Here is an 18,095-nt window from a genome sequence, read left to right as displayed (position 1 = left end):
GTTCCCGCTGACCCCCAGCGGCAAGCTCGACCGCAGGGCGCTGCCGGCCCCGGCCGCGCCGCGCCAGCAGCACACCCGGCCACCGCGGGCGGGCGCCGAGGCCGTGCTGGCCCAGGTGTTCGCCGAGCTGCTCGGCCGCGACCGGGTCGGCCCCGACGACGACTTCTTCGCCCTGGGCGGCGACAGCATCGTGTCCATCCAGCTGGTCAGCCGGGCCAGGGCGGCGGGCCTGCGGCTGCGCCCCCGGGATGTGTTCGACCACCCCACCGTGGCCGGCCTGGCCGAGGTGGCCACGGCGGCCCAGCCCGGCGGCGCCAGCACCGAGGACCGGGCGGGCACCGGTCGGATACCGGCCACCCCGATCATGCGCTGGCTGGCCGGCCGCGGCGGCCCGATCCGCCGGTTCTCCCAGCACACCGTGGTGCGCACGCCGGCGGGGATGCGCCAGGACCAGCTCACCGCCGTGGTGTCCGCGCTGGTCGACCGGCACGACGTGCTGCGCGCCACCCTGGTGCCGTCCGATGTGGACGGACCGGGCGAGCTGGTGGTGGCCGAGCCGGGCACGGTAGATGCCGGCTCGCTCGTCGAGCGGGTCGACGCGGTCGGCAGCACCGACGCGGACCTGCCCGAGCTGGTCGCGCACGCGCACGCCAACGCGGTCGCCGCGCTCGACCCGGAACGCGGGGTCGTGGCCCGACTGGCCTGGCTGGACCGGGGCGAGCGGCCCGGCCGGCTGGTCGTCGTGCTGCACCACCTGGTGGTCGACGGGGTGTCCTGGCGGGTGCTACTGCCGGACCTGGCCCAGGCGTGGGCCGCGGTGGCCCGGGGCGAGCCGGTGGCGCTGGCCCCGGTGGGCACCTCGTTCCGGGAGTGGGCGCACGCGCTGCGCCGCTACCCGGCCGGACCGGAGCTGGACGTGTGGCGGCAGCAGTTGGCCGGGCCGGACCCGCTGCTGGGCCGCCGCCCACTGGACCCGGCCGTGGACACCGTGGCCACCGTCCGGCACGTCTGGCGGACGCTGCCGGCGCACCTGACCGAGCCGCTGCTCACCACGGTGCCCTCGGCCTGGCACGCCAGGGTGTCCGACGTGCTGCTGACCGCCCTGGCCCTGGCCGTGGCCGCCTGGCGGGACCGGCCGGCCGGCGCCGACCCGGTCGCCCCGGTGCTCGTGGCGGTCGAGGGACACGGCCGGGAGCACCTGGCCGACGGGCAGGACCTGTCCCGCACGGTCGGCTGGTTCACCAGCCGCTACCCGGTCCGGCTGGACCTGACCGGGGTGGCGGTGCCGGCCGCGCTGGCCGGTGGCGCGGCCGCGGGCCAGGCGGTCAAACAGGTCAAGGAGCAGCTGCGCGCCCTGCCCCCGGGCGGCATCGGCTTCGGCGTGCTGCGCCACCTCGACCCGGTGGCCGGCGCCGAGCTGGCCCGGCTGCCCGCGCCGCAGCTCTGCTTCAACTACCTGGGCCGGGTCGGCCTCGGCCTGGCCGAGGACACCGACTGGTCGGTGGCGCCCGAGCCCGGCGCCGGCGACGGGGTGGACGAGGGCCTGGCCGCGGCCACCGCCCTGGACATCAACGCCTCCACAGTGGACGGACCGGGTGGGCCGCGACTGCGGGTGCGCTGGTCCTACCCGGCAGGCGTGCTCACCGAGCGGGAGGTGGCCGAGCTGGCCGACGGGTGGTGCGCCGCGCTGGACGCGCTGACCCGCGCCGCCCGCCTGGCCGAGGCGCGCGGGCGGACCCCGTCGGACTTCCCGCTGGTAGCACTGTCCCCGGCGGACGTGGCCGAGCTGGAGCGCGACCACCCCGGGCTGGCCGACGTGTGGCCGCTCACCCCGTTGCAGCGGGGCCTGCTGTTCCACAGCCTGTTCGACGACGCCGGCGCCGACGTCTACACCGTGCAGCTCACCCTGGAGCTGGCCGGCGCCGTGGACACCGCGCGGCTGCGGCGCGCCGCCCAGGCCCTGCTCGACCGCCATCCCGCGCTGCGCGTCCGGTTCGCCCCCCTGGCCTCCGGCAGTGCCGTGCAGGTCGTGCCCGACCGCGTGGCCGCGCGGCTCACCGAGACCGACCTGAGCGGACTGGCCGCGCCGGCGGCCGAGGCCGCCTCGGCCGACCTGCTCGCCCGCGACCGGGCCGAGCGCTTCGACCTGGCCCTCGGCCCGCTGCTGCGGCTGACCCTGGTCCGGCTGCCCGGCCACCGGGCCCGGCTGGTGCTCACCAGCCACCACCTGGTCACCGACGGCTGGTCCAACCCGCTGCTGGTGCGGGACCTGCTCGCGCTCTACGCGGCCGAGCCGACCGGGGCGGCACCGCCGGTGCCCCGCCCCTACCGGGATTTCCTGTCCTGGCTGGCCGAGCGGGACCAGACCGAGGCCGAGCGCGCCTGGGCGCGGGCACTGGCCGGCCTGGCCGGGCCGACCCTGCTGGTCGACCCCGACCCGACCCGACCGCCGGTGCCACCCGAGCAACTCGTGGTGCCGGCCCCGGCCGGGCCCCTGGTCGCGCTGGCCCGCCGGCACGGCGTGACCCTGACCACCGTGCTGCAGCTGGCCTGGGCGGTGGTGCTCGGCCGGCTGACCAACCAGCGGGACGTGGTGTTCGGCACCGTGGTCTCCGGCCGGCCCGCCGACCTGCCCGGCGTGGCCGCGATGGTCGGCCCGTTCGTCAACACCCTGCCGGTCCGGGTGCGACTGTCCGAACAGGACACCGTCGCGGCCGCCCTGGTCGGGCTGCGCCGTGAGCAGACGGCCCTGCTGGACCACCAGCACCTGGGCCTGGCCGAGCTGCGGCGGCTGGCCGGGGTCGGCGAGCTGTTCGACACGCTGCTGGTGGTGGAGAACTACCCGCTGGACGCGGCCGAACTGACCGGTGCGCAGCGCGCCGCCGGCCTGGCCATCACCGGTGTCTCCGGCCAGGACGCCACCCACTACCCGCTGAGCCTGCTGGTCCAGCCCACCGGCGACGAGCTGCGCCTGCACGTGAAGTTCCGGCCGGACCTGCTGTCCGCCCCGGCGGCCGACCGCCTCGCCGCCCGGCTGACCCGGGTGCTCGGCCGGCTGGCCACGGCCGACCGCACCCGGCTGGCCGACATCGACGTGCTGTCCGACGACGAGCGGGACCGCCTGCTGCGCGGATACAACAGCACCGCAGCGCCACCGGCCACCGCCGCACTGGCCGAGCTGCTGCGCGCCCAGGTGGCCCAGCGACCGACCGACACCGCGCTGGTGGCCGGTGCGGTGGCGCACAGCTACGCCGACCTGGACGCCTGGGCCAACCGGCTGGCCCGGCTGCTGGTGGCGCGGGGCGTGGGACCGGAGCGCGTGGTCGCGGTGCTGCTGCCCCGGACGGCGGCGTTCGTCGCCGCGGTGTTCGCGGTGGCCAAGGCCGGCGGCGCCTTCCTGCCGCTGGACCCGGACTACCCGGCGGAGCGGGTCAGCGGCATGCTCCGCGAGGCCGCGCCGGTCCTGGTGCTGGCCGACGCCACCACCCGGACGCTGCTGGCGCCCGGCTGGGACGTGCTGGAGGTGGCCGACTCCGGCGGGGCCGACCCGGCGCTGGCCGACTTCTCCGCCGCCGACCTCGGCACGGCCGACCTGCTCGCGCCGCCCGCGCCGGACCAGCTCGCCTACGTCATCTACACCTCCGGCTCCACGGGCACGCCCAAGGGCGTGGCCGTGTCCCACCGGGCGCTGGCCACCCTGTTCGCCGGGCACCGCACCACCCTGTTCGCGCCGGCGCGGCAGCGGGCGGGCGGCGCCCGGCCGCGGGTCGCCCACCTCGCGTCGTTCTCCTTCGACGCCGCGCTGAACCCACTGCTGTGGCTGCTCGCCGGCCACGAACTGCACCTGGTGGACGAGTCCACCCGACGCGACCCGGACCGGCTGGTGGCCCAGCTGGACACGGCCGGCATCGGGGTCATCCAGGCCACCCCCACCCAGGTCGAGCAGCTGGTCGCGGCCGGTCTGCTGGCCGGGCCGCGCCCGCCGGTCCTGCTGGCGCTTGGCGGCGAGCCGGTGCCGCCGGCCCTGTGGGACCAGCTCGCCGCCGCACCCGGCACCCACGCGGTCAACCTCTACGGGCCGGCCGAGTCCACAGTGGACGTGCTGAGCTGTCCGATCGAGCCGGGCACGCGGCCGGCGCTGGGCCGGCCGGTGGCCAACACCTCGGTCTACCTGCTGGACGCCGGCCTGCGCCCGACACCGGAGGAAGCGGTCGGCGAGATCTACCTCGCCGGCCCCCAGCTGGCCCGGGGCTACCTGCGCCAGCCGGGGCGCACCGCCGAGCGGTTCGTGGCCAACCCGTTCGGGCCGCCCGGCTCCCGGCTGTACCGCACCGGCGATCTGGGCCGCTGGCGCGCGGACGGGCGGATGGAGTTCGCCGGCCGCGCCGACCGGCAGGTCAAGCTGCGCGGCTACCGCATCGAGCTGCCGGAGATCGAGGTGGTGCTGGCCGGTCACCCCGACGTCAGCCGGGTGGTCGTGGTGCTGCGGCAGGACGCGTCGGGCCGGCGCCGGCTGGTGGCCTACCTGGTGGCGGCCCGCGAGCGGGCGGTCCGGGACGAGCAGGTGCGGGACGAGCCGGTGCGGGTCGAGTCGGTGCGCGCGCACGCCGCCGCCCACCTGCCGGACTACATGGTGCCGGCGGCGTTCGTGGTGCTCGACGAGCTGCCCACGACCGCCAACGGCAAGCTGGACGCCGACCGGCTGCCGGAACCGGACTTCGCGGCGGCGCGCGGCGACGCCCGCCCCCGCGACGCGCGGGAACGCGTCCTGGCCGAGCTGTTCGCCGAGGTGCTCCGGCTGCCCTCGGTGGGGGTGCACGACAACTTCTTCACCCTCGGCGGGGACAGCATCGTCTCGATCCAGCTGGTCGCCAGGGCCCGCCGGGAGGGGCTGCGGATCACCCCGCGCCAGGTCTTCGAACACCGCACGCCGGCCGCGCTCGCCGCACTGGCCACCGCGACCGCCCCGGCGGCCACCGAGGACCGCGCCGCGGTGGGCGCGGCGCCGCTGACCCCGATCATGCGGCGGCTGCTGGACCGCGGCGGCCCGATCGACCGGTTCTGCCAGTCGGTGCTGGTGCGGCTGCCGGTGGGCATCGACCACGTCGGGCTGGCCGCCGTGCTCCAGGCGCTGCTGGACCGGCACGACGCCCTGCGCGGCCGGCTGGTGCTCGACGACCCGGCCGAGCCGGTGCTGCGCATCGAACCCCGCCGGCCCGGCCTGGCCGAGTCGCTGCTCACCCGGGTGGACACCAGCCGCTCCGGTACCACCCCGGAGCAGCTGGCCGACGACCACCTGGCCGCGGCGGCCGGCCGGCTCGACCCGACCGCTGGGGTGCTGGCCCGGTTCGTGTGGCTCGACCCCGGTCCGGCCAGGGCCGGCCACCTGCTGCTGGTGATCCACCACCTGGTGGTGGACGGGGTGTCCTGGCGGGTGCTGCTGGCCGACCTGGCCAGCGCCTGGGCCGCGGTCTCGGCCGGCGCGGTACCCGAGCTGCCCGGCGTGCCCACGGCCTGGCGCACCTGGGCCACCGCCCTGGCCGCCGAGGCCGCCACCCCGGCCAGGACCGCCGAGCTGGACCTGTGGACGGGCATGCTCGCCGACCCGGCCGGCGCGGACCCCACCGACGAGCGCCCCGGCGCCAGCACCGGCCGGCCGGGGCCGCTGGACCCGCGCCGGGACACCGCGGGAACCGCCGAACACCTGCTGGCCACCCTGCCAGCCACCCGCACCGCCCCCCTGCTGACCGAGGTGCCGGCCGCGTTCCACGCCAGCGCGGCCGAGGTCCTGCTGACCGGACTGGTGCTGGCCCTGGCCGGGCACGCCGGCCAGGGCGGGGACGCGGTGCTGGTCGAGGTGGAGGCGCACGGCCGGGAGGACGGCGTCGCCGACGTGGACCTGTCCCGCACGGTCGGCTGGTTCACCACCGCCCACCCGGTGCGGTTCGACCTCGCCGGCATCGACCGCGCCGCCGCGGCTCGGGGCGGTCCCTCGGCCGGGCAGGCGCTCAAGCGGGTCAAGGAGCGGCTGCGGACGCTGCCGGACAACGGCATCGGGTACGGGCTGCTGCGCCACCTCAACCCGCGCACCGCACCGGTGCTGGCCCGGCTGCGCGGCCCGGACGTGGCATTCAACTACCTGGGCCGGCTGGACACCGCCGCGACCGGGGCGGCCGAGTGGGCGCCGGTGGCCACCGCGGCCGGGCTGGGTGGGCTGGCCGACCCCGAGCTGCCGCTGGCCACCGGCCTGACCGTGAACGCGTCCACTGTGGAGGGTCCGGACGGGCCGGAGCTGCGGGTGCGCTGGGTGTTCGCACCGGCGCTGTGGTCGGCCCAGCGGGTGCGGGCGCTCACCGAGGCGTGGTTCACCGCGCTGGACGGGCTGGCCGCGCACGGCCGGGACGCGGACGCGGGCGGGCACACCCCGTCCGACCTGCCGCTGGTCTCGCTCAGCCAGGCGCAGATCGACCTGTTGGAGAGCAAGTGGAGGACAAGGTGACGGTCAGTTCCCGGATCGAGGACATCCTGCCGCTGTCGCCGTTGCAGCAGGGCCTGCTCTTCCACGCCGTCTACGCCGACGACGGGGACGACGCGTACACCGTGCAACTCGTGGTCGAGGTCGCCGGGCCGCTCCAGCTGGACCGGCTGCGCGCCGCCGCGGTCGCGCTGCCGCGCCGCCACCCCAACCTGCGGGCGGCGTTCTGGCACGAGGGACTGGACCAGCCGGTGGCGGTGGTGCCCGGTGCGGCGGACCCGGACTGGCGCGAGGTGGACCTGTCCGGCCTGGCCACCGGCGAGCAGGCCGCCGCACTGGACCGCATCCTGGCCGAGGACCAGGCCCGGCGGTTCGACCCGAGCGTGCCCCCGCTGCTGCGGTTCACCGCCGTCCGCCTGGCACCCGACCGGCACCAGATCCTGCTGACCCACCACCACCTGCTCTTCGACGGCTGGTCGGTGCCGCTGCTGGTGCGGGAGCTGCTCACGCTCTACGCCGCCGACCCGGCCACCGTGCCGCCGCCAGCCCACCCCTACCGCGGCTACCTCGCCTGGCTGGCCGGGCAGGACCAGCGGGCCGCCCGGCACGCCTGGCAGCAGGCCCTGGCCGGGCTGGCCGAGCCCACCCTGCTCGGGGGCGACCCGGCCCCGGCCCGCTCCGGCGGCCGGCCCCGGCGGCACACCGTCGAGCTGACCGAGTCCACCACGGCCGCGCTGACCGCGCTGGCCCTGCGGCGCGGCGTCACGCTGAACACCGTGGTCCAGGCGGCCTGGGCGGTGCTGCTCGGCGGCCTGACCGGACGCGACGACGTGGTGTTCGGCACCACCGTCGCCGGCCGGCCCGCCGAGGTGGCCGGGGTGGAGACGATGATCGGCCTGTTCGTCAACACCCTGCCGGTGCGGGTGGGACTGCCCCCGGGTGAGTCCTTCGGCGACCTGCTCACCCGGGTGCAGGCCGACCAGGCCCGGCTGCTCGACCACCAGCACCTGGGCCTGGCCGAGATCCAGCGGATCGCCGGCGCCGGCCCGCTGTTCGACACGCTGCTGGTGTTCGAGAACTACCCGGTCGACACCGCGGCCGAGCAGGACGCGCTGCGCTCGGCCGGGCTGCGGCTGACCCGGGTCACCGGCAGCGACGCCAGCCACTACCCGCTCACCCTGCTCGTCCACCCCGGCACCCGGCTCCGGTTCACCCTGCTGTGCCGGCCGCCGCTGCTGTCCGCCGACGAGACCGAGCGGATCGCCGAACGCCTGGTCGGGCTGTGCGAGTGGCTGGCCGCCGCGCCGCACGCGCCACTGGCCCGCGCCAGCCTGCTCACCCCCGCCGAACGGGCCCGGCTGCTGCCCGCCCCGGCTCCTGCCGAGGCCCCCGGACCGGCCGGTGGCCCGGGCCCCGCCGGGCTCGGCGACACGCTGCCCGCACTGGTCCGGCACTGGACGAGCACCACCCCGGACGCGGTCGCCGTGGTCGACGGCACGCGCGCGCTCAGCTACCGGGACCTCGACAGCGCGGCCAACCGGCTGGCCTGGCTGCTGCTGACCCGGGGGGTGCGGCCGGAGCGGCTGGTGGCCGTGGCGCTGCCCCGCTGCGCGCGGACCGTGGTCGCGCTGCTCGGCGTGCTGCGCGCCGGTGCCGCCTACCTGCCGCTGGACCCGGACCACCCAGCCGAACGGCTCGCCAGCACCCTGGCCGACGCCGCCCCCGAGCTGGTGCTGACCGACCGGGCGAGCGCGCGCGGCCTGCCGGACGCGGTGCCCCGGATCGTGCTGGACGAGCCCGAGACCACCCGGCGGCTGGCCGCGCTGCCCAGCACCGAGCCCACCGACATCGAGCGCGGCGGCCCCACCCACCCGGACCAGGCGGCCTACGTGATCCACACCTCGGGCTCCACCGGCCGCCCCAAGGGCGTGGTGGCGACCCACCGCAACGTGGTCAGGCTGCTCACCGGCACCCGCGCCCGGTTCGACTTCGGGCCGGCGGACGTGTGGACCTGGTTCCACTCCTACGCGTTCGACTTCTCGGTGTGGGAGATCTGGGGCGCGCTGTGCCACGGCGGCCGACTGGTGGTGGTGCCGCACCAGGTCAGCCGGGCACCCGACGAGTTCCTCGACCTGCTCGCCGACCAGCGGGTCACCGTGCTCAACCAGACCCCCTCGGCGTTCCACGCGCTGACCCGGGCCACCGCCGAGCGGCCCGGTGCGGTGCGGCGCCTGGCGCTGCGGTGGATCGTCTTCGGCGGGGAGGCACTGGCCGCCGACCGGCTCACCCCGTGGTTCGAGCAGTTCGAGCGGCACCCGGACGGCGCGCCGGAACTGGTGAACATGTACGGGATCACCGAGACCACCGTGCACGTCACCCACCACGCCGTGGCCCAGGCCGCCGCGCCGAGCACCGGCAGCGCGATCGGCGCGCCACTGCCCGACCTGCGCTGCTACGTGCTGGACAACGCGCTGCGGCCGGTGCCGCCCGGGGTGGCCGGTGAACTCCACGTCGCCGGTGCCGGCGTGACCCGGGGCTACCTGAACCAGCCGGGCCTGACCGCGCTGCGCTTCGTGGCCGACCCGTTCGGCCCGCCCGGCGCGGTGATGTACCGCAGCGGTGACCGGGTGGCGTGGCGCGCCGACGGCACCCTGGACTACCTCGGCCGCACCGACGACCAGGTCAAGATCCGGGGTTTCCGGATCGAGCCGGGCGAGGTCGAGGCGGCCCTGGCCAGCCACCCGGGCGTGGCGCGGGCCGTGGTGCTGGCCCGGGGCGACGGGCCGGACGAGCGGCGGCTGCTCGGCTACGTCCAGCCGGCCCCGACCGCGGCCGGCGCCGACACCGAGGGCCGTGCCGAGGTCGATGCCGGGGAGCTGCGCCGCTACCTGGCCGCCCGGCTGCCCGCGCACCTGGTGCCGGCGGCGATCGCCGTGGTGTCCGAGTTCCCGCTCACCCCGAACGGGAAACTGGACCGCGCGGCCCTGCCCGACCCCGAGCCGGCCGCGCCGGGCACCGGTTCCCGCCGGCCCCGGGGACCGGCGCAGGAACTGGTCGCCGACTGCTTCGCCGACGTGCTGGGCGTGCCCTCGGTGGGCGCGGACGACGACTTCTTCGCGCTGGGCGGCCACTCGCTGCTGGCGATCCGGCTGGCCTCCCGGCTGCGGGCGGTCTTCGGCGTGGAGCTGTCGGTGCGGTCGGTGTTCGAGGCGCCGACCCCGGCCGGGCTCACCGCGCTGCTGGACACCGCGGGCCAGGCCCGCCCCGCGGTCACGCCGATGCCGAGGCCCGAGGCACCACCCCTGTCCTTCGCCCAGCAGCGGCTGTGGTTCCTGCACCGGCTGGAGGGGCCGAGCCCCACCTACAACATCCCGTTCGCCGCCCGGCTGCGCGGCGAGCTGGACGTGGCCGCGCTGCGCCGCGCCCTGGCCGACGTGACCGACCGGCACGAGAGCCTGCGCACCGTCTTCCCGGAGACCGGCGGCCGGCCCCACCAGCGGGTGCTGCCGGCCGGGGCCGCCGCCCCCGAGCTGACCGTGCTGGACGCCACCGAGGACCAGGTCGACGAGCTGCTGGACCGGTTCGCCGCGCACCCGTTCGACCTGGACCGCGACCTGCCGCTGCGGGCCTGGCTGCTGCGGCTCGGCCAGCGCGAGGCCGTGGTGCTGCTGCTGGTGCACCACATCGCCGCCGACGAGTGGTCGGCCGAACCGCTGCTGCGCGACCTCGGCCGGGCCTACGCGGCCCGCGCCACCGGCCACGCCCCGAACTGGGCGCCGCTGCCCGTCCAGTACGTGGACCACGCCCTGTGGCAGCGTCGGGCACTGGGCGCCGAGGACGACCCGGACAGCCTGCTCGGCGCCCAGGTGGCGTTCTGGACCGACCAGCTGCGCGGCCTGCCGGCCGAGCTGCCGCTGCCCACCGACCGGCCCCGGCCGGCCGCCCCCGGCCACCACGGCGCCAGCGTCGAGTTCACCCTGTCCGCGCGCACCCACCAGGCCCTGCGCGCCCTGGCCCGCCAGGCCGGCGCGACCACGTTCATGGCGGTGCAGGCCGGCGTCGCCGCCCTGCTCACCGGGCTGGGCGCGGGAATCGACATCCCGCTGGGCACACCGGTGGCCGGCCGGGCCGACGAGGCACTGGACGAGCTGGTCGGCTTCTTCGTCAACACCCTGGTGCTGCGCGTGCACACCGACGGCGAGCCCACCCTGCGCGACCTGCTCGGCCAGGTGCGGGACCGCACCCTGGCCGGCTACGCCCACCAGGACCTGCCCTTCGAGCGGCTGGTCGAGATCGTCAACCCGGAGCGGTCACTGGCCAGGCACCCGCTGTTCCAGGTCATGGTGCTCTACCAGCGTCAGGACCGGCGGCCGCCTGGCCTGCCCGGACTGGAGACCACCCCGGTGGCGGTGCGCTCCCGGGTCGCCAAGTTCGACCTGACCTTCGCGTTCACCGAAGCCGGCGACCGGGACGGGCTGCGCGGCACGGTCAACTACCGCACCGACCTGTTCGACCACGACACCGCGCGCGGGCTTGCCGACCGGCTCACCCGGCTGCTCGACGCGGCCGCCGCCGACCCGGACCGGCCGCTGGACCGGATCGACCTGCTCAGCGCGGCGGAGCGGCGCGCAGCCCTGGTCGACTGGAACGACACCGCCGTGCCGGTGGAGCCGACCACGCTGCCCCGGCTGATCGCCGAGCAGGCCAGGCGCACTCCGGCGGCGCCCGCGCTGGTCTGCGGCGACACCCGGCTGAGCTACGCGGAGCTGGACGCCCGCGTCACCGCACTGGCGCGGGCGCTGCGCCACCGGGGGGTCGGCCCGGAGGTGCTGGTCGCGGTGGCCGCGCACCGCTCGGTCGAACTGGTCCTGGCACTGTTGGCCGTGCACCGCGCCGGCGGCGCCTACCTGCCGCTGGACCCGGACCACCCGGTCGAGCGCACCAACCGGGTCCTCGCCGACGCCCTGCCCGCGCTGCTGCTCGCCGGACCGGACCTGCCCGCCGACGTGGTCGGTCCGCCGCGGCTGTGGTTCGGCCCGGACGGCCGGGTGCGCGACGCGGACGCGGCCGCGGACACCGGGTCGGACCGGACTGGGGACGCGGACCAGGGCGTGGCCCAGGCCGGTCCGGACAACGCCGCCTACCTGATCTACACCTCCGGCTCCACCGGCCGCCCCAAGGGCGTGCTGGTCACCCACCGCGCCATCGTCAACCGGCTGCGCTGGATGACCGCGCTGTTCGGGGCCGACGCGGACGAACGGGTGCTGCAGAAGACCCCGGCCGGGTTCGACGTGTCGGTGTGGGAGTTCTTCTGGCCGCTCACCCTCGGCGGCACCCTGGTGCTGGCCGACCAGGACGGCCACCGCGACCCGGCCCACCTGGCCGAGCTGATCCAGCGGGAACGCGTCACCACCGTCCACTTCGTACCGTCGATGCTGCGGGCGTTCGTCGAGGAGCCGGCCGCCGCCCGGTGCACCGGACTGCGCCGGGTGGTGTGCAGCGGCGAGGCCCTGCCCAGGTCGCTGTGCACCCGGTTGCACCAGGTGCTCGACGTGCCGCTGCACAACCTGTACGGGCCGACCGAGTGCGCGGTCGACGTGACCGCCGCCCGGATCGAGCCGGCCGGGGCCACCGCGCCGGTGCCGATCGGCACCCCCGCCTGGAACACCACCTGCCACGTGCTGGACGCGGCCCTGCGCCTGGTCCCGCCCGGGGTGGTGGGTGAACTCCACGTCGGCGGCGTGCAGCTCGCCCGCGGCTACCTCAACCAGCCCGGCCGGACCGCCGAGCGGTTCGTGGCCGACCCGTTCGGGCCGCCCGGCTCCCGGCTGTACCGCACCGGCGACCGGGTGCGGCGTGGCCCCGACGGGGCCCTGGAGTTCGTCGGCCGCGCCGACGACCAGGTCAAGCTCCGGGGCGTGCGGATCGAGGTCGGCGAGGTGGAGAACGTCCTGGCCGAGCACCCCGCCGTGGCCGCCGCGGCCGTGGCGGTTCGGTCCGACCACGGCACCCCCGCCCGGCTGGTCGCCTACCTGGTGCCGGCCGCCGGCACCGCGCCGAACGGGACTGGGCTGGACGAGACCGCGCCGAACGGGACCGGGCCGGACGGGACTGGGCTGGACGGGACTGGGCTGGACGAGACCGCGTTGCGGGCGCACGCCGCCCGGCTGCTGCCCGACTACCTGGTGCCCTCGGTGTTCGTGCCGCTGCCGGCGCTCCCGCTGAGCCCGAACGGCAAGCTGGACCGGTCCCGGCTGCCCGCGCCGGAACGGCCCGCCGCCGGCGCCGGAGGAACCCCGAGCGGACCGGACGAGGTGTTGTTCGCCCGGCTGTTCGCCGAACTGCTCAACCTGCCGGCGGTCGCCGCCCAGGACAGCTTCTTCGCCCTGGGCGGCGACAGCATCCTGTCCATCCAACTGGTCAGCCGGGCCAGGCAGGCGGGGCTTTCCATCACCCCCAGGCAGGTCTTCGAACACCAGACCCCGGCGGCGCTGGCCGCCGCGGCCCAGCCGGTGCCCGAGCACGGCCAGGTCCCGGCCGAGTCCGGGGTGGGGGCGGTGCCGCTGACCCCGATCATGCGGTGGCTGCTGGACCGCGGCGGGCCGGTGGCCGGCTTCTCCCAGGCCCGCCTGGTGCACACCCCGCCCGACGCCGAACGCGACCGGCTCACCGCGGTGCTCGGCGCCCTGCTCGACCACCACGACGCGCTGCGCGCCACGCTCGACCGGCGGGCCGACGCGCTGCTGGTCGGCCCGCCCGGCTGCGTGGACCCGGCGACGGTGCTGACCGCGGTGGCCGCCGCCGGGTTCGACCAGGCGGCCCTGGAGCGGGCGATCACCGAGCACAGCCGCGCCGCCGTCGCCGACCTCGCCCCGGAGCGGGGCCGCGTGCTGCGCGCGGTGTGGTTCGACCGGGGCCGGGGCCGGGGCCGGCCGGGGCGGCTGCTGCTGGTGGCCCACCACCTGGTGGTCGACGCGGTGTCCTGGCGGGTGCTGCTCGACGACCTCGACCGCGCCTGGTCCCACCCGGCCCGGCCGCTCGCCCCGGTGGGCACGTCCCTGCGTCAGTGGGCGCTGGCACTGCGGGCCAGGGCGGACGACCCGGCGCTGGTCGGCGAACTCGACCACTGGACCGCCACCCTGGCCGGACCGGCCACCGCGCTGGCCGACCGCGACCTGGATCCCGCCGTGGACACCGCGGCCACCGTCGGCCACCACGTGGTCGAGCTGCCGGAGGCGGTGACCCAGCAGTTGCTGACCACGACACCGGCGGCGTTCCACGCCGGTGTGCTCGACGTACTGCTCACCGGGCTGGCGCTGGCCGTGACCGACTGGCAGCGCGGCCGGGGCCGCCCGACCACCGGGGGTGTGCTGGTCGCGCTGGAGGGGCACGGCCGGGAGGAGCACGTGCTGCCCGGCGCCGACCTGACCCGCACGGTCGGCTGGTTCACCAGCCTGTTCCCGGTGCGACTGGACCTGACCGGGATCGACCTGGGCCAGGCCGTGGCCGGCGGGCCCGCCGCGGGCGCGGCCCTGAAGCGGGTCAAGGAGCAGCTGCGCGCGCTGCCAGGCAACGGCGTGGGCTACGGGCTGCTGCGCCACCTCAACCCCACCACCGGGCCGCGCCTGGCCGAGCACGCCGAACCCCAGATCGGCTTCAACTACCTCGGCCGGGTGCGGCTCGGCCAGGACCAGGGCGACCGGTTCACCCCGGCGGCCGAGGCCGGCCTGCTGGCCCCCGGGACCGACCCGGCGCTGCCCGCGCCCCGCGTCGTCGACGTCAACGCGGTCACCGTGGACGGACCGGACGGGCCGCGGCTGCGGGCCACCTGGTCGCGGGCCGGGCTGCTGCTGGCCGAACCCGACCTGAGGGCGCTGGCCGAGGGTTGGGTCCGGGCGCTGACCGCGCTCACCGAGCACACCACCGGCGGGAACGCCGGCGGGCACACCCCGTCCGACGTGGCCCTGCTCGATCTGGACCAGGACGAGATCGACGAGTTCGAAGCAGAGTGGAGGACAGCGTGAGCGCGCAGCCCGGCCTGGAGGACATCTTGCCGCTGTCGCCGTTGCAGGAGGGGCTGCTCTTCCACGCGGTGGACGGCGAACAGGCGGCGGACGTCTACACCGTGCAGCTGGCCGTGGACCTCGCCGGCCCGCTGAACGAGGACCGGCTGCGCCACGCCGCCGACCAGCTGCTGCGCCGGCACGCGGCCCTGCGCACCTGCTTCCGCCGGCGCCGCAGCGGCCAGCCCGTGGCACTGGTGCCCACCGAGGTGGCTCCGCCCTGGCAGACCGTCGACCTGTCCGGCCTGCCCGAGCCGCGCCGCGCCGCCGAGGCCGAGGCGGTGCGCGCGGCCGACCGCGCCAGGCGGTTCGACCTGGCCCGGGCCCCGCTGGTGCGCTTCACCCTGATCCGGCTGGCCGCCGAGCGGCACCGGCTGCTGTTCACCCACCACCACGCCGTGCTGGACGGCTGGTCCCTGCCCCTGGTGATCCGCGACCTGCTCGCGCTGTACGCCGCGCCCACCCGGCCCGCGCCAGCGCCCCGGCCCTACCGGGACTACCTGGCCTGGCTGGCCGGGCAGGACCGGGACGCCGCCCGCGCGGCCTGGCGGGCCGCACTGGCCGGGCTGACCGAGCCGACCCTGCTGGCCAGCGCGCCAGCCGCGGACCAGCCCGTGCTGCCCGACCAGCTCACCCGCACGCTGTCCGAAGTGGACACCGCGCGGCTGGGCGCGCTGGCCCGGGCCCACCAGCTCACCCTCAACACGGTCCTGCAGGGCGGGTGGGGCCTGCTGCTGGCCGGGCTCACCGGCCGGCGGGACGTGGTCTTCGGCAACACCGTGTCGGGTCGGTCCGCCCCGGTGCCCGGCATCGACGCCATGATCGGGCTGTTCGTGAACACGCTGCCGGTGCGGGTGCGGCTGCCCCAGGGCGACACCGTGCTGCGGGCGCTGCGCCGGCTCCAGCAGGACCAGACCGCGCTGCTGGACCACCAGCACCTCGGCCTGGCCGAGATCCAGGCGGCGGCCGGTCCCGGCGCCCGGTTCGACACGCTGTTCGTGTTCGAGAACTACCCGGTGCTCGCCCCGCCGCGGACCGGGCCGGCCACCGAGGACGAGCCGGCCGCGCTCGCGGTGACCGCGGCCAGTGGCCAGGACGCCACCCACTACCCGCTGACCGTGGCGGTGCTGCCCGGTCCCCGGCTCCGGTTCCGGCTGAGCTACCGGCCGGACGTGTTCGACCGCGCCGCCGCCCAGCGACTGGCCGACCGGTTCGCGGCGCTGCTCACCGCCGTGGCCGCCGACCCGCACCGCCGGCTCGCCAGCATCGACCTGCTCACCGCCGAGGAGCGGGACCTGGTGCTGCGCCGGTGGAACGACACCGCGCTGCGCGTGCCCGAGACCACCATCCCGGAGCTGTTCCAGCGCCGCGTCGCGCTGTGCGGCGCGGCCACCGCCCTGGTGGCCGGGCCGGTGTCGCTGACCTACACCCAGCTCAACGCCAGGGCCAACCAGCTGGCCCGGCTGCTGGTGGCGCGGGGCGTGCGACCGGGTCAGCTGGTGGCGGTCGCGCTGCCGCGCACCGCGGACCTGGTGGTCGCCGTGCTCGGCGTGCTCAAGGCGGGCGCCGGCTACCTGCCGGTCGACCCGGCGCAGCCGGCCGCGCGCACCAGCTTCCTGCTCGGCGACGCCCAACCCCGGCTGGTGCTGGCCAGCACGGCGGTCGCCGCCACCCTGCCGGCCGAGCCCGCCGTGCCCGTGCTGGCGCTGGACGACGCGGAGGTCGCCGCGCTGCTGGCCGCCCAGTCCGCCACCGACCTGGCCGCCGCCGACCGGCCGGGCCCGCTGCTGCCGGCGCACCGCGCCTACGTGATCCACACCTCCGGCTCCACCGGCCGCCCCAAGGGCGTGGAGGTCAGCCACGGCAGCGTGGTCAACCTCGCGGCGTGGGCCAAGACCGTGTTCGGCGCGCGGGGGCTGGCCAGGGTGCTCGCCGCCACCTCGCTGACCTTCGACGTGTCGGTGTTCGAGATCCTGGTCCCGCTGCTGTGCGGCGGGAGCGTCGAACTCGTCGCCGACCTGCTGGACCTGCTCGACCGGCCCGCCGCGGCCGACGGGGTCAGCCTGCTCAGCGGGGTGCCCTCGGTGGTGGCCGCGCTGCTGGCCGACAGCGCCGCGCCACCCCGGGCCGACACCGTGGTGCTGGCCGGCGAGGCACTGCCGGCCGGCCTGCTGCGCACCCTGCGCGAGCGGCTGCCCCAGGCCAGGGTGGCCAACATCTACGGGCCCACCGAGGCCACCGTGTACGCCACGGCCTGGTTCGCCGGGGACGAGCCCGCCGACGCCGCGCCGCCCATCGGCCGGCCCATCGGCAACGCCCGGGTGCACCTGCTGGACCCGGCGCTGGCCCCGGTCCCGCCCGGCGTGGTGGGCGAGCTGTACCTGGCCGGCGCGGGCGTCGCCCAGGGCTACCTGAACCGGCCGGGGCTGACCGCCGAGCGGTTCGTGGCCGACCCGTTCGGGCCGCCGGGCAGCCGGCTGTACCGGACCGGCGATCTGGGCCGGTGGACCCCGGACGGCCAGGTCCAGTTCCTCGGCCGCACCGACGACCAGGTCAAGGTGCGGGGTTTCCGGATCGAGCCGGGCGAGATCGAGGCCGCGCTCACCGACCACCCCGGGGTGGCCAGGGCCGCGGTGGTGGCGCACGGCGAGTCGACCGGGCGGGCGCTGCGCGCCGTGGTCGTCCCGGCCGCCGCCGACGCGCCGGTGCGGCCCGCCGAGCTGACCACGCACCTGACCGCGCACCTGGCCGCCACCCTGCCCGCCCACCTGGTGCCCACCGACATCGTGGTCCTCGACGAGCTGCCGCTGACCGCGACCGGGAAGCTGGACCGGGCCGCGCTGGCCGCGATCCCGGCGCGCGCGGCGGCCACCGGCCGCCCGGCGCGCTCACCGCACGAGCAGATCCTGGCCGGGCTGTTCGCCGACGTGCTCGGCCGCGCCGAGGTCGGTGTCGAGGACAGCTTCTTCGCGCTGGGCGGGCACTCCCTGCTGGCGGTGCGGCTGCTCAGCCGGATCCGCTCCGCCCTCGGCGTCGAGGCGACCGTCCGGGACCTGTTCGACCACCCCACCGTGGCCGGCCTGGCCCGGCGACTCGACTCCGCCGCCACCGCCCGGCTTCCGCTGCGCCGCGCCGAGCGCCCCGAGCGACTGCCGTTGTCGTTCGCGCAGCAGCGGTTGTGGTTCTTCGACCGGTTGGCGGGGGCGAGTGCGGCGTACAACATTCCGTTGGCGGCGCGGGTGCGGGGTGGGTTGGACGTGGTGGCGTTGCGGGCTGCGGTGGGTGATGTGGTGGGGCGGCACGAGAGTTTGCGGACGGTGTTCGGTGAGGTGGAGGGTCGGGCGTGGCAGCGGGTGCTGGATGTGTCCGATGTGGATGTTCCGGTGGTGGTGGAGTCGGTTGGGGTGGATGGGGTTGGTGAGCGGTTGGGGGAGGCGGCGCGGTATGTGTTCGACCTGTCGGTGGAGGTTCCGGTGCGGGTGTGGGTGTTCGCGGTGGGGATGGACGCGGTGGGGGCGGACGCGGTGGGAGTGGACTCAGTAGGGGCGGACGTGTGA

Annotated in this window: 3 protein-coding genes (1 of these 3 only partly in view); all 3 read left to right on the top strand. The window is 76.9% G+C overall.

The window, feature by feature from the left end; all coding sequences use genetic code 11:
- Tightly spaced (each overlapping or abutting the next), the 3 genes in view from LX83_RS00480 to LX83_RS00470 form a layout consistent with a single transcriptional unit that may run on beyond the window.
- Positions 1-6,499, top strand: the final stretch of a protein-coding gene (locus LX83_RS00480) for a non-ribosomal peptide synthase/polyketide synthase (RefSeq protein WP_253765732.1). The gene continues 12,299 nt to the left of window position 1, outside the view; only the last 6,499 of its 18,798 coding nucleotides appear in the window; the start codon falls outside the window, past its left edge; it ends in the stop codon at positions 6,497-6,499.
- A complete protein-coding gene (locus LX83_RS00475; RefSeq protein WP_253765730.1) occupies positions 6,496-14,499 on the top strand; it encodes a non-ribosomal peptide synthetase in 8,004 nt (2,667 codons plus the stop codon). Before LX83_RS00480 ends, LX83_RS00475 begins: the two co-directional genes overlap by 4 nt.
- On the top strand, positions 14,496-18,095 hold the full coding sequence (locus LX83_RS00470; protein ID WP_253765728.1) for an amino acid adenylation domain-containing protein: 3,600 nt from the start codon (positions 14,496-14,498) through the stop codon (positions 18,093-18,095). The genes LX83_RS00475 and LX83_RS00470 overlap by 4 nt, the downstream gene beginning before the upstream one ends.

Source organism: Goodfellowiella coeruleoviolacea (assembly GCF_024171785.1).
GTDB classification, from domain to species: domain Bacteria; phylum Actinomycetota; class Actinomycetes; order Mycobacteriales; family Pseudonocardiaceae; genus Goodfellowiella; species Goodfellowiella coeruleoviolacea.
This window is presented reverse-complemented; position numbering and strand designations above follow the sequence as displayed.